The organism is Caulobacter sp. DWR1-3-2b1 (assembly GCF_049895765.1).
GTDB lineage: Bacteria > Pseudomonadota > Alphaproteobacteria > Caulobacterales > Caulobacteraceae > Caulobacter.
In genome coordinates this window covers 1-11,845 of sequence record NZ_JAFCSZ010000052.1, presented here as the reverse complement: position 1 = coordinate 11,845, position 11,845 = coordinate 1, and the positions used below count along the sequence as shown (strand labels likewise).

At 64.2% G+C, this 11,845-nt stretch carries 11 protein-coding genes, 1 tRNA gene and 2 pseudogenes; 8 read left to right on the top strand and 6 right to left on the bottom strand.

Features of this window, described 5'->3' with window-relative positions; translation table 11 throughout:
- The 5 genes and pseudogenes from ACP69S_RS21480 to ACP69S_RS21460 all read left to right on the top strand — a co-directional run.
- Nucleotides 1–117: pseudogene (locus tag ACP69S_RS21480) on the top strand (IS481 family transposase); the annotation flags it as partial.
- Nucleotides 118–282: 165 nt separating this feature from the next.
- A complete protein-coding gene (locus ACP69S_RS21475) occupies nt 283–1,356 on the top strand; it encodes a glycosyltransferase (RefSeq protein WP_426000706.1) in 1,074 nt (357 codons plus the stop codon).
- 118 nt (nt 1,357–1,474) lie between these two features.
- Nucleotides 1,475–1,551 (top strand) — tRNA-Met (locus tag ACP69S_RS21470).
- A 67-nt stretch (nt 1,552–1,618) separates the two neighbouring features.
- Complete coding sequence (locus ACP69S_RS21465) at nt 1,619–2,086, top strand: hypothetical protein (protein WP_426000704.1); 468 nt, start codon at nt 1,619–1,621, stop codon at nt 2,084–2,086.
- Between the two features lie 216 nt (nt 2,087–2,302).
- Entirely contained in the window at nt 2,303–2,656 is a 354-nt protein-coding gene (locus ACP69S_RS21460; protein ID WP_426000702.1) for a PilZ domain-containing protein, read from the top strand.
- 67 nt (nt 2,657–2,723) lie between these two features.
- Here ACP69S_RS21460 and ACP69S_RS21455 read toward each other — a convergent pair whose 3' ends face one another.
- The 5 genes from ACP69S_RS21455 to ACP69S_RS21435 form a co-directional block, all read right to left on the bottom strand.
- On the bottom strand, nt 2,724–3,161 hold the full coding sequence (locus tag ACP69S_RS21455) for a helix-turn-helix domain-containing protein (protein WP_426000700.1): 438 nt from the start codon (nt 3,159–3,161) through the stop codon (nt 2,724–2,726).
- Nucleotides 3,162–3,304: 143 nt separating this feature from the next.
- Complete coding sequence (locus tag ACP69S_RS21450) at nt 3,305–3,499, bottom strand: hypothetical protein (RefSeq protein ID WP_426000698.1); 195 nt, start codon at nt 3,497–3,499, stop codon at nt 3,305–3,307.
- Nucleotides 3,500–4,124: 625 nt separating this feature from the next.
- Nucleotides 4,125–4,817, bottom strand: coding sequence for a helix-turn-helix transcriptional regulator (locus ACP69S_RS21445; protein WP_426000696.1), 693 nt, complete (start codon nt 4,815–4,817; stop codon nt 4,125–4,127).
- Nucleotides 4,818–4,888: 71 nt separating this feature from the next.
- On the bottom strand, nt 4,889–6,412 hold the full coding sequence (locus tag ACP69S_RS21440) for a response regulator (protein WP_426000694.1): 1,524 nt from the start codon (nt 6,410–6,412) through the stop codon (nt 4,889–4,891).
- A gap of 187 nt (nt 6,413–6,599) precedes the next feature.
- Nucleotides 6,600–9,422 (bottom strand): TonB-dependent receptor, encoded by a 2,823-nt coding sequence (locus ACP69S_RS21435; protein ID WP_426000692.1) that lies wholly within the window; start codon nt 9,420–9,422, stop codon nt 6,600–6,602.
- Nucleotides 9,423–9,909: 487 nt separating this feature from the next.
- Between ACP69S_RS21435 and queC the strand changes: the two genes are divergently transcribed.
- The 3 genes from queC (at nt 9,910) to ACP69S_RS21420 (ending at nt 11,730) form a co-directional block, all read left to right on the top strand.
- Entirely contained in the window at nt 9,910–10,662 is a 753-nt protein-coding gene (queC, locus tag ACP69S_RS21430) for a 7-cyano-7-deazaguanine synthase QueC (protein ID WP_426000690.1), read from the top strand.
- Nucleotides 10,659–11,291 (top strand): 7-carboxy-7-deazaguanine synthase, encoded by a 633-nt coding sequence (gene queE, locus ACP69S_RS21425; protein ID WP_426000689.1) that lies wholly within the window; start codon nt 10,659–10,661, stop codon nt 11,289–11,291. Before queC ends, queE begins: the two co-directional genes overlap by 4 nt.
- Before the next feature lie 73 nt (nt 11,292–11,364).
- On the top strand, nt 11,365–11,730 hold the full coding sequence (locus tag ACP69S_RS21420; protein ID WP_426000687.1) for a 6-pyruvoyl trahydropterin synthase family protein: 366 nt from the start codon (nt 11,365–11,367) through the stop codon (nt 11,728–11,730).
- Here ACP69S_RS21420 and ACP69S_RS21415 read toward each other — a convergent pair.
- Nucleotides 11,727–11,845 (bottom strand): annotated as a pseudogene (locus ACP69S_RS21415) (IS481 family transposase); the annotation flags it as partial. The gene ACP69S_RS21420 and the pseudogene ACP69S_RS21415 overlap by 4 nt on opposite strands.

Genomic DNA, 11,845 nt, shown 5'->3' with positions numbered 1-11,845 from the left:
CGTCTGAAGACCCTCAACGGCCTGACCCCATACGAATACATCTGCAAAATCTGGACAAAAGAGCCCGACAGATTCAACGTCGATCCAACCCATCAAAGTCCGGGACCAAACATCTAGGCTCCGCGCTGTCGTTTTTTTCGAGCGCGAATGGACCCGGATTGAAGCTGAACGGTTGTGATTTGGCTTGCCGCCTGTCTGGCGACCGCTACGAAAGATCGCTCCGTTGACACTACCGACCCATCCGCAGAAGTTCCGTTCTCACAGCCACATCGGAGCCCGCCCTTGACCACCATCCTGCACGCCATGCTGGGCAAGGGGCTGGGCGGTCTGGAGCGCGTGTTCCTCGACTACCAGCCGATCCTCGAGTCCTATGCCGCCAAGCACGGCGGAACCTGCACGGGCGTGGTGCGCCGGGGAGGATCTGTCAGTGGGGCCGAGGCCATGCGCTCGCCGCCGCTGGAGGTTATGCCCGCCTTTACCGACTGGGACCCGTGGACGGCGAGCGCCGCCCGGCGGCTGGTCGAGACGGTGCGCCCGGACCTGATCCTCAGCCACGGGCAGCGGCCAGCGCGCCTCTTCGCGCGACTGGCGCCCACGGGCGTGGTGCGGGCGGTCTGCGTGCACAAACCGGCTTTCGACGTGGTCCAGGACACCCACTATATCTGCGTCGGACGCCATCTGGCCGAACTGGCCGTAGCGCGAGGCGTGCCGTCGGCGCTGGCCCATTTCGTGCCCAATGCGGTGGCCGAACCGACTGCCCAAGCCGATCCGTTCGCCGCGCCGGGCACCGCGATCCGGGTGGTCGCCGCCGGGCGTCTGCATCCCAAGAAGGGCTTCGACATCCTGATCCGCGCCATCGGTCTGCTGCGCGCGCGCGGCCTGGACGTGGTTTGCGACATCGCCGGCGAGGGCGAGGAACGGGCGCATCTGGAGCACCTGATCGCCGAACTGGACCTGGGCGCCGCCGTCAGCCTGATTGGCTGGACAGCTGATGTCTCGACCTTCCTGGCTATGGGCGATCTCTTCGCCTTCCCCTCGCATCAGGAAGGTTTTCCCCTGGCTCTGCTGGAGGCCATGGCCGTAGCCCTGCCGGTGGTGTCCTCGGCCATCGACGGTCCTGTCGAGATGGTGGCGGACGGCGAAACCGGCCGCCTTGTGGCGCCGGATGACCCTGAGGCCTTCGCCGACGCCTTGGCTGCGCTGATCGCCACGCCCGAGCTTGCCCGCACCATGGGCGAGCGCGCCCGCGAAACCGTGCTGCGTGACTATGGGTCGGCCCGGCTGGCGCGGCGTCTTGAAGCGGTGGTTGATCGGATGCTTGAGCCTCCCCGGGAGGGGGCTTCTCGTCCCGGATAGGAAGGCTCATTTCCATGGGAAGCGCGATCTGGCGCCGAACCGGCGGCCACTGCGGCGGATCGCTTGCGGGGTTGATGCTCCGGCGTCTTGGGCGTATGACGCCGCTCCGTCCTGGGACGGTTGGGTAGCTCAGATGGTTAGAGCGGTGGATTCATAACCCACAGGTCGGCGGTTCGATCCCGCCTCCAACCACCAGGACGGTCTTCCTCTTACAGCTCTGACTATCCCTGGAACAGGCGCCCGTCGCGGCCGTTGCCCCGCCATGGCGCGCGCTCTGAAAGTCTTTACCTGGTCTGACGGCTTCCACCGCTACACCGTGGCGGCGACGTCGCGCGTCAAGGCGATGGCGGCCTGGGAGACCGACCGCGATCTTTTTAAGGAAGGCGTGGCCCAGGAGGTCACCGAGGGGCCTGAGGCCGTCGCGGCCCTGGCAGCGCCGGGCGCGGTGATCCGGCGAGCCGAGGCCGGGCTGAAGGCCGCCGTCGCCAAGCTGCCCCAGGCGCGCAAGGCCAGGCCCGCTCCCAAGGCGGCGTTGAAGCGCGAGCTTGAGGCGGCGCGCAAGGCGCTCGGCGAAGCGGATATGGAGCACGAGCAGGCCAAACAGGGCCTCCAAGAACGTCGTGCGGCGCTGAACGATGAGACGGCGCGGCTGAAGGCCGATCACGCCCGACGGCGAGCGCCTCTGGCCCGAGATGTCGAGCGCCTCGAAGCCAAGCTTGACGACACCTAGCCTGCCACCGGGAACACCTGTGCCTGCTTCGCCGGTGGTCGCCTGACAGCTCCAAAAGGTTAACGGAGCGGCGCCATGATCCGGAACGGCCCGATAGAGTCGACTATCGGACAAAAGGTTCTGGTTTCAGAGACTTGTGCGAGGCGTATGGTCGCGGGAGCAACAAAAGTACAGCGCCTGCACGGCCGATTAACCGCGCCATGCGTTTATACTGTCATGTCGAAGTACGCGTCAGGCGGAGAAGCTGATCGACGGGGCGCGCCCCGTGTCTCGACCCAGCGGGCGGGCAAGCTGCTGTGCGGCGCTTTCGCCTGGGATTGCATAATCCGCGACGTGTCCGATGCCGGCGTGCGGGTGCAGATGCTGGCTGGCGTGGCCCCGCCCGCCAAGGTTCAGCTTGTCGATCTGGCCGCGGGTCTGGCCCATGACGTCCAGCTGGCCTGGCAAAAGGAGCGCGAGGTCGGATTCAGGGTCCTGAAGACCCACGACCTGCGCGGCCTGACCCACGCCTCGGCGCGCACGGCCAAGAACATCTGGACCGCGTCCCAGGCACGGGCCTCGGCAAGCTAGACTTCAGATACGCAAAGGCCCCGACAGTCGCCCGTCGGGGCCTTGGATCACGCCTGAAACAGGGCGCTCAGGCGGCGTTTTCGCCGCGACCGGCTTCGTCGGCCATGGCCCGGACCAAGTCGAGAACCTGACGGCGAACCCGGCCGCGTGCGATGCGGGGGAAGACCTCGGCCAGTTCCAGGCCTTCCGGCGTGGTCAGGAACTGCTGAACGACCCGTTCGGCGTGCAGGCCAGCGTCATCGACCTCCGAGCCGCCCATGGGGTCGGCCAGGCCGTCGAAGAAGAACGACACCGGCACCTGCAGGGTCTTGGCGATCTCGTACAGTTTCGAGGCACTGACGCGGTTGGCGCCTCGCTCGTATTTCTGAACCTGCTGGAAGGTCAGGCCCAAGGAATCGGCAAGCTGCTCCTGGCTTACGCCGAGCAGCTTGCGGCGCATCCGAACGCGCCCGCCGACGTGCAGATCGACCGGGTTGGGTCGCCGGCTTTCGGTTTCTTCGCTCATATTTTCGCCTCCAACGGTTGTTTGTCCAACATGACACGACCGTGACGGCCGCGAAAGGATGGCGCGGCGTTACGTCGCGGAGGTTGGGATTTCATCCCCGATCTGGGTTCTGGATCGCTTTCTGGACGAGTCCTGGACGTGTTCTATGCGTGGAAGGCGAGAGGTAGCGCTCCCTCTCGCTCGGCCCAGATTCGCCGCGCCCGCTCCGAGGTGTCGTGCAGGCGAAAGAGAGTCTCGGCGGCCAGGGTCTCGTCGCGCTCGATACCTGCCGAAAGCTGGGGCGTCATTGCCCGCTTCACCTGCCGCTGCACGGCGCCCAGATCGCCGAACGCGATCATGTCCAAGACGTCTAAGCTGCGGGCCGTAGAGATGGCGATTGTCGGATGTAACGATGTGGATCATGGCCGTTCCCCCTGAAATGGACGGCCGCGATTAAGTGTCAGGTCCCTGATCGATAACGATAGGCCAAACGGCCTATGCCGATGCTGGCGCCGCTCCATAGCTGTCTGTCATTGGGGTCGTGATGTCGGGTTTAGATGGTCTTCGTCAGGGCGTGGCAGTGGCTTGGCCCACCGATTTTACCGAGGCGAGGGCGCGACGCGCGCCGAGATCGTCAAAGCGGCGTCGCGCGTCTGCCTGGAAGAGGTCCGGGGCACCGGGACGGCCAATCACGTCTATGCGTCGTGCATTCGTGACGCGGTGAGCAAGGCCGCCGCACAAATCCGCGGCTCATAAGAGTCGCCACAGTTTGGCGGAACGGGTTCGGCCTGTTCGCGAGGGCTAGAGCATTTTCCGATAAGTGTGAAACGGTTATCGGATCGAAAAATGCTCTAAACTTCTGATTTAGAGCCCTTTCCGACCCTGATGAAGCCATCAGGTCGGAAAGGGCTCTAGAGGCACAAGGGAGCCGGAGCAGGCGTCAGTTCTACCCCTTACCCAGCAACCCCAACTCGCCGGCCTTCATCACGGCTTCCTGGCGTTTGGCCACGCCCAGGCGCTTCTTGGCGTTTTCGATGTGGTGGTGGACCGTGCGGGCGAGAGTTCCAGGGCCGCGCCGATCTCCCAGTCGGTCTTGCCCCGGCTCGCCCAGTGCAGGCATTGGGCCTGGCGTTCGGAGATCACGCTATAGTCGGGATTGTCGTCCTGCAGTTCCCAGTGCTTGAGCATGATGGTGCCAAACACGGTGGCCGGGCTGTCGATGACGGCGCGGGCGGTGGGGTCCGTATCGCGGGCCTCGGTGGCCATGCGGATCAGCACCAGGTGGCCAGCGGGGCCGAACACCCGGACCACGAAGCCGTCATTCATGCCGATGTCCGCGGCCTCGGACCACATGATGTCGGCGCGCCTGTTGTCGCCGAACGGTTTGGCGTCCGACCAGGCGAACGACCGGGTGGACTTCATCAGGAGCTTCACGCACGGATCGTGGACGACGTAGCGCTCGCTCCAGTACCGGGCGTCCCAGGCGTCGAAGTCTTCCCGGCTCAGCGTCGGGGGCTCCTTGCCGTAGTGGTCGGCGTTGATCAGCGTGGCGCAGAACCGGTCGTAGCCAAAGGCGGCGATGGCGCGCGCGAAATGGGTCTCGACCTCGTTGGGCGTGGCGTAATGCTGCGCCTTGCTGAGGAAATCCCAGGCCATCTGCTCGGCGGTGGTCAGCACGCGACTAGAGCTCCAGCGTTAAACGCCAGGTTAGAACGCGAGGATCGACTTGCCCAGCCACAAGCAATCCATCATGCCGCGACCTCTTCATCGGCGTCGCCGCTCAGCAGGGCGCTAAGGACGATGGCAAGGCGCTCGGGCTTGATCGGCTTTTCGACGACGTCCTGCATGCCGGCCGCCAGATAGGTCTGGACGTCCGACGGGTCGGCGTTGGCGGTCAGGGCGACGATCGGCGTGACGGCCGGACGGCCGCCCATCTCGCGGATGGCGCGGGTGGCGGTGATGCCGTCCATGCGCGGCATCTTGATGTCCATCAGGATCAGGTCGAAGCGGCCGCTCCTGGCCATGTCGACCGCTTCCAGGCCGTCGAGCGCCTGTTCGGAAGTGCATTCGAACATGTCGCACAGGGCCTCGGCGACCATGCGGTTGGTGGCGTTGTCGTCGACGATCAGGATGTGGGCCGCACGGGCGTCGATGGTCGGTTCCGCCGCCGGGGCCGCGCCGGTCTCGGCCGACGGGGCGACAAAGGCGAAGCGCACGGTCAGGCCGGCGCCGCGATTGACCTCGGCCCTGACTTCGCCGCCCAGGCTGCGCACGATCCGGTGAGCCAGAGCCATGCCCACACCCAGAGCCATCTCCGTGCGATCTTCGATGCGTGACGCGCCCAATGGCTCGAAGACCCTAGCCAGGCGATCTTCGGCCAAGCCCGTGGCGTTGTCGCGGACGCTGCCGCCCAGACTCACGCCATCGACGCCGATGCGGGCCTGCAGGCAAGCCTCGATGACTCCGCGACCGCTGGCCAGGGCGCTCTCGATCAGGGCGTCGAAGACCTGAAGCAGGCGCTCGCCGTCGACCTCGACGCCGCATTCAGGATCGCCGTCATACGAGAAGAGCAGGGTGGATCCGCCCTCGGCGGCGCGCGCCGACCAGCGAGCCTCTACGGCGTCGGCCAGATCGCGCAGGCGCACCGGCGTTGGAGCCATCGGCAGTTGGCCCAGGGCCGAGCGGTGCAGTTCGATGGCGCGGCCGAGCATGGAGCCCATGTCGCGGCTGGTGTCGCCGATGGCGCGGACGAAGGCGCTGGCGTCGGGCGTCAGGCGCTGCTGCTCCAGACGCTCGGTAATGGCCAGGACGCCATCGAGGTGGTGATTGATGTCGGTGGCCATGCGCTCGACCAGCGCCATGGCGTCCTTGGCCTCGCGTTGGCGGCGCCGGTAGGAAGCCAGCAGCGAGCCCAACCCGCCGACGCCCGCATAGTCGCCCGCCTCATCAATGGCCACGAACGAGGTGCGGAAGACCGGAGATGGGTGGTCGGCCAGGCTGTCGACGAAGGCGCCGAGCTCGGTGTCGAGTGTCACCAGACGCGGATCGGCGTCCATGATCTCGGTGATCGGGTGGTCGTGCAGCGTGTCGCGGGCGACAGCCATGATGCCCATGAACACGTCGCGATAGACGACGCCCACAGGCCTGCAGTCCTCGGCGACGGCGACTGAAAAGGCCTGGGGATCGGCGTCGAATATCGCCCAGACGTCCCGGCAGGACGTGGTCGAGGCAACCGGCGGACGGCGATCAATAAGACGAGATAGCGTTTCCATGCGGCCGCTTCGCTGGCGTCTGTGAAGGATCACCATGCCCGCCCCGCCCTTGCGGAGTCGTTAAGTCGAGAAGAATTCTCGCAAAGGTAGTCTTGTGGCGCGTGATCTCAACGTGCGTGCAGGCAAGAAAAAGGGCGGCGGATTGATCCGCCGCCCCTGTAGAAGACATCCCGTCAGGGACGGCTGACTACCACTTCTTGGTGATGCTCACGCCGTAGAGACGCGGCTCCTGCGTGATGATGTTGGTGAACAGACCCGAAGAGTCGTCGCTGGTATAGGCGTCGATGATCGGAACGTCGTTCATCAGGTTCTTCACATAGGCGTCGATTTCCAGACCCCATTCCGACTTCTCGATCTTGAGGGTCAGGTTGGCGTTGTCCCAAGCTTTGATGCGGTCGTAGTCGGTGTTGTAGACCCGGGCATATTGGCTCGTCTGGCGGTAGTAGTCGCCGCGCAGGGTGCCCGACCAGCCGCCGGCCATGTCCCAGCGGTACTGGGCGCCGATCGAAGCCGTCAGCTCAGGCGAGCTGGGCAGCTCGTTTCCGGACAGGTCCGCCGTCGTGCCTTCGATGGAATAACCAGCGCCGTAGTTATAGAGGCCGGTGTTGTTGGCGAGGAAGCCCGCAGTGGCCGCCGGAACGCCGCGGCTTTGCAGGAAGCCCTGGAAAACCGCCGGACCACCGCAGGCGAACGGCAAGATGCCGCCCTGACTGATTGCCAGGAGGGTGGCGACGCCGGCCGAGCTCAGCACGCAGTTGGCGCCGACGCTGGCGTTGGGCAGGCTTGGACCAACCTTGACCACGGTATAGGCCGGGTTGCCCTGGGTGCGGTCCATCGTGTCGATCGACTTCACGCCCTTGCCGATCTCGGTGTGCAGATAACCGATATTGGCGTTGAGGCGCAGATTGTAGACCGGCGACCAGATCGACTCGAGTTCCAGGCCGTAGACCTTGGCGTTGACGTTCTCGTTGACCGAGGTGCGGTTCACGATCTTCGAGATCTGGTAGCCTTGGTAGTCGTAGTAGAAGCCGGTGGCATTCAACAGCAGGCTACCGCCCAGCATCGTGTTCTTGGTGCCGACTTCGATCGCGTTGACGAATTCCGGCTCGAAGGTTTGCGGGATGCCCACAGCATTGGCCGGAACGCCGGGATTGATGCCGCCGCCCTTATAACCCTTGGAGTAGAAGGCGTAGACGAGGGTGTCGTCGGTCATTGACAGTTCGGGCTTGTAGTCGAAGCCGAAGCGACCGGTCAGTTCGCTGAAGCTGACCTTGGCCAGCGGGGTGATCGGATCGAGGACCAGGCCAGTGCCCGGAGCCAGGAGCACGGTTTTGTAGTTGTCGATTTCCTTCCGGTCACGCGTCTGGCGCAGGCCCAGCGTGAACTTCAGCTTTTCATTAGCCTGCCAGTACAGCTCGCCGAACAGAGCGTCCGACTTCAGGCGATAGGGGGTGCGGTTGTCATAATAGTTGTGCCCCGAACCGTCCGGCGTGGCGTTGGTGTCGATGCCGATACAGCTATTGGGCAGGGTGACCGGGTTACAGTTGGGATTGCCGCCATTGCCCGGCGTCGTGGCGTTCAGGGCCAGGGCCGACAGGGTCAGCGAGTTGCCGATCACATAATAATCGGTGACGCTCTCATAGTCGAAGTGGATGCCGCCGATGTTGAAGTTCAGCGGACCATCGAAGTTCGACGACAGGCGGAACTCCTGGCTGAACTGCTCGGCGTTGTTGGACGAGATGTCCAGGGTAGTGAACAGGTTGGTGCGGCCAACCTGCGGGTCGGTAAAGAAGCCGCCCGGCGTGAACGGCGTGGTGTTGAACGGCACGACCGAGACGTTGCGGTTGTAGTCCTGCTTCGAATAGACCGAGTTCTCGCTGTACGACGTCATCGCCGTGATGGTCAGGCTTTCGGTCAGGTCGTAGTTCAGCGTGAACTGATAGACGTCCGATTTGGACTGGTAGATCGGGTCGAACAGCGACTCGAACTTATTGAGGTCCTTGTCGGTAGTGTCGCCGACGTTCGCGTCCCCGCTGGTGAAGCCGAAGATGTTGCCCAGCTCGCCGGTCAGGGTGCCCGAGGTATTGACGGTGCCGTAGGCGTTGTTGCTGTACAGCGAGCCGGGCAGGCAGCCCTGAGTCAGGAAGATTCGCGCCGCGCCGGTGGCGACGCCGCCAACGGTGGCGGGCCCATTGTCTTTTGTGCAGAGCTGCTTGCCGGTGCGCGAGCGGGAGTCGTCTTCATGGAAGCGCTCCCACATGAAGTTGGTGCGCAGCTTTTCGGTGGGGTTGAACATCACCGAGATGCGGGTCGAGTACAGGTCCCGGTCGTCCACCTTGTTGCCGGTGAACGTGTTGGTCATGTAGCCGTCGCGCTTCAGATAGGCGCCTGCGGCCCGGACGGCGAGCTTGTCGCCGAAGATCGGCAGGTTGACCATGCCGCGGACCTTCTGGGTCCCGTAATTGCCGACTTCCGCGCGGGCCATGGCCTCGAAGGTGTCGGTCGGCTTGGCGGTGATCAGATTGACCACACCGCCGGTGGCGTTGCGGCCATACAGCGTGCCTTGCGGGCCGCGCAGGACTTCCACGCGCTCCATGTCGTAGAATTCGGCCTCGAACAGGTTGCCCGACTGCTGGGGGGCATTGTTCAAGTGAACACCCACGCCCTGGTCGGCTGCCGCCCCTACCGCCCGGGCTCCGATGCCGCGGATCTGGAAGTTGAAGCTGTTGGTGAAATTGCTCTTGGCGAAGCTGACGTTCGGAATGGCCAGTTGAAGATTCGGACCCCCGTCGATCTTCTGGGCTTCAAGCGTATCCTGGCTGAAGGCGGAAACCGCGATCGGCACGTCCTGAAGGGCTTCTTCCTTCTTCTGGGCGGTGACGACCAGTTCCTCGATGACCGTGGTCTGCTGAGCAGCGGTCTGGGCCAGCACGGGTGTGGCGACGGCTGCGAGCACGGCCGCCGAAGCGCCCATGGCCAGCAGGCTCCGCAAACGCGAAGATTGCGACATTTAAATTCCCTCCCTGAACGCCGCGGTTCCTTATGGCGGACCCTGCGAGCGTTGTTTGTTTCCTCGGCGCCGTACAATTCGCGCTACGCGGGCGTACGGCGGACCCATCGCAGCATAGGTGGATTGCATACTTGCGCTGTAGGGCTGTCAACTGCCGCAAGCCTAAGTGAACAGCGATAAGTTACGCCTTTTCACTTTCCCCAAGGTCACGTTCTCCTGTTTGGAGCAAGTTTTCACTGATATTAGAAAAAGTGGTTTGGCGCTTACCTTACGGAAATCTCCACTCGGGCGCCCAAAACCAAGGCATTACCCGGAGTGGCGTTCTCGCGTGTCACGCGATTACGGAATTGGGTATTGGCGCAATGAGAGCTTTCGAGGTGTTGGAGAGGCCTGCAAAGCCTCCGATACGCTCCTCCGCCGGGCCTCGGCCGTTTCGAGCCGCCGCCGCCTCGTGTAGAGGGAGCCATGGCTTGCTGTTTCGACCCTTATGCAATCAGGCCCGCGCCTAGCCGGAGATCCATCCATGACTGACGCCGCCCTGGTGCTGTTTTCCGGCGGCCAGGACAGCAGCGTCTGTCTGGCCTGGGCGCTGGAGCGTTATGCTCGCGTCGAGACCGTCGGCTTCGACTATGGTCAGCGCCACGTCATCGAGATGGAGGCGCGGGTGGCCGTGCGTCATCAGATCGCCGCCCGCTTTCCGCATTGGGCCGAGCGCCTCGGTGAGGACCATGTGCTGGACCTCAAGAGCTTTGGCGCCGTCGCCGAGTCTGCCCTGACCGCCGACCGGGCCATCGAAATGACCGAGCGCGGCCTGCCCTCGACCTTCGTGCCCGGCCGCAACCTGGTGTTCCTGATCTATGCAGCGGCGCTGGCCGAAAGGCGGGGTGTTGCAGCCCTGGTCGGCGGCATGTGCGAGACCGACTTTTCCGGCTATCCCGACTGTCGGCGCGATACGCTGGACGCCATGCAAAGCGCTCTGAACCTGGGCATGGATCGCGACTTTCGCATCGAGACCCCGCTGATGAAGCTGACCAAGGCGCAGACATGGGCTCTGGCAAAGGCGCTGGGCGGCGAGGATCTGGTCGACCTGATCGTGGTCGAAAGCCACACCTGCTATCAGGGCGAACGCGGCGACCTGCACCCTTGGGGCCACGGCTGCGGCGACTGCCCGGCCTGCGACCTGCGCCAGAAGGGCTACGAGGAATGGGACGCAGCGGGACGGGAGGCCTTTCCGGCGTGACCTATAGCGTCAAGGAAATCTTCCTGACCCTGCAGGGCGAGGGCGGCCAGGCGGGCAAGGCGGCGGTGTTCTGCCGGTTCGCCGGCTGCAATCTGTGGACCGGCCGCGAGCAGGATCGGCACAAGGCCGTCTGCACCTTCTGTGACACCGATTTCGTCGGCACGGATGGCGAGGGTGGCGGGAAATTTGTCACGGCGGACCTGCTGGCCGACGCGGTCGAGGCGGCCTGGACCGGCGGTCCAAACGATCGCCTCGTGGTCTGCACCGGCGGCGAGCCGCTGCTGCAGCTGGATACGCCGGCCATCGCGGCCCTTCACGCCCGGGGCTTCATGATCGCTGTTGAAAGCAACGGCACCGTCGAGGCGCCCACGGGCATCGACTGGATCTGCATCAGTCCCAAGGCGGACGCCCTTGTCGTGCAGACCCGGGGGCAGGAACTGAAGCTGGTCTATCCGCAGGAAAAGGCGCTGCCCGAACGCTTCGAAAGTCTGGATTTCGAGCGCTTTTACCTGCAGCCGATGGACGGTCCAGACCGCGATCGAAACACCCAATTGGCCGTCGCCTATTGCCTTTCCCACCCTCAATGGCGTTTAAGCGTCCAAACGCACAAATATCTCGGCCTGCCCTGACGGATAAGGCGCTCGACTTGGTGACAGGGTCGATGCGCTAGAGCCTCCCAGGCCTTGTCAAAAGAAGTACCTGATGAAGCCCGTCTTCGAGATCACGAAGGCCGCGCATTTCGATGCGGCCCATTACATCGAGCAAGGTCCCGCCGACCATCGCTACCGCAAGCTGCACGGCCACTCGTTCAAGGTGGAAGCCAGCGTGAAGGGGCAGATGCACGACGCCGGCTGGGTCGCCGATCTGGACGGTCTGGACGCTGCGCTAAAGGCGGTGGCGACCGAGTTGGACCACGGCCTGCTCAATGATCGCCCCGGTCTGGAAAGCCCGACTCTGGAGCGTCTGTGCCTCTATTTCGCCGAGCGTCTGACGCCGGCCTTTCCGGGCCTGTCGCGCGTGGTGATCTCGCGTCCGACCATCGGCGAGAGCTGCGCTCTCAGCCTCTAGGTGTTTGGTCCCGGGCTTTGATGGATCGGATTGATCTTGAATCTTGCAGGCTCTTTTGTCCACATTTTGCAGATGAAGTCGTAGGGGGTCAGGCCCTTGAGCGTCTTAAGGCGCC

What these genes read in the sequence shown, in the direction of transcription:
- ACP69S_RS21435 (WP_426000692.1), bottom strand. Translation starts at nt 9,422, where the DNA reads ATGTCGCAATCTTCGCGTTTGCGGAGCCTGCTGGCCATGGGCGCTTCG.
- ACP69S_RS21465 (WP_426000704.1), top strand. Translation starts at nt 1,619, where the DNA reads ATGGCGCGCGCTCTGAAAGTCTTTACCTGGTCTGACGGCTTCCACCGC.
- ACP69S_RS21455 (WP_426000700.1), bottom strand. Translation starts at nt 3,161, where the DNA reads ATGAGCGAAGAAACCGAAAGCCGGCGACCCAACCCGGTCGATCTGCAC.
- queC (WP_426000690.1), top strand. Translation starts at nt 9,910, where the DNA reads ATGCAATCAGGCCCGCGCCTAGCCGGAGATCCATCCATGACTGACGCC.
- ACP69S_RS21460 (WP_426000702.1), top strand. Translation starts at nt 2,303, where the DNA reads ATGTCGAAGTACGCGTCAGGCGGAGAAGCTGATCGACGGGGCGCGCCC.
- ACP69S_RS21450 (WP_426000698.1), bottom strand. Translation starts at nt 3,499, where the DNA reads ATGATCGCGTTCGGCGATCTGGGCGCCGTGCAGCGGCAGGTGAAGCGG.
- ACP69S_RS21440 (WP_426000694.1), bottom strand. Translation starts at nt 6,412, where the DNA reads ATGGAAACGCTATCTCGTCTTATTGATCGCCGTCCGCCGGTTGCCTCG.
- ACP69S_RS21420 (WP_426000687.1), top strand. Translation starts at nt 11,365, where the DNA reads ATGAAGCCCGTCTTCGAGATCACGAAGGCCGCGCATTTCGATGCGGCC.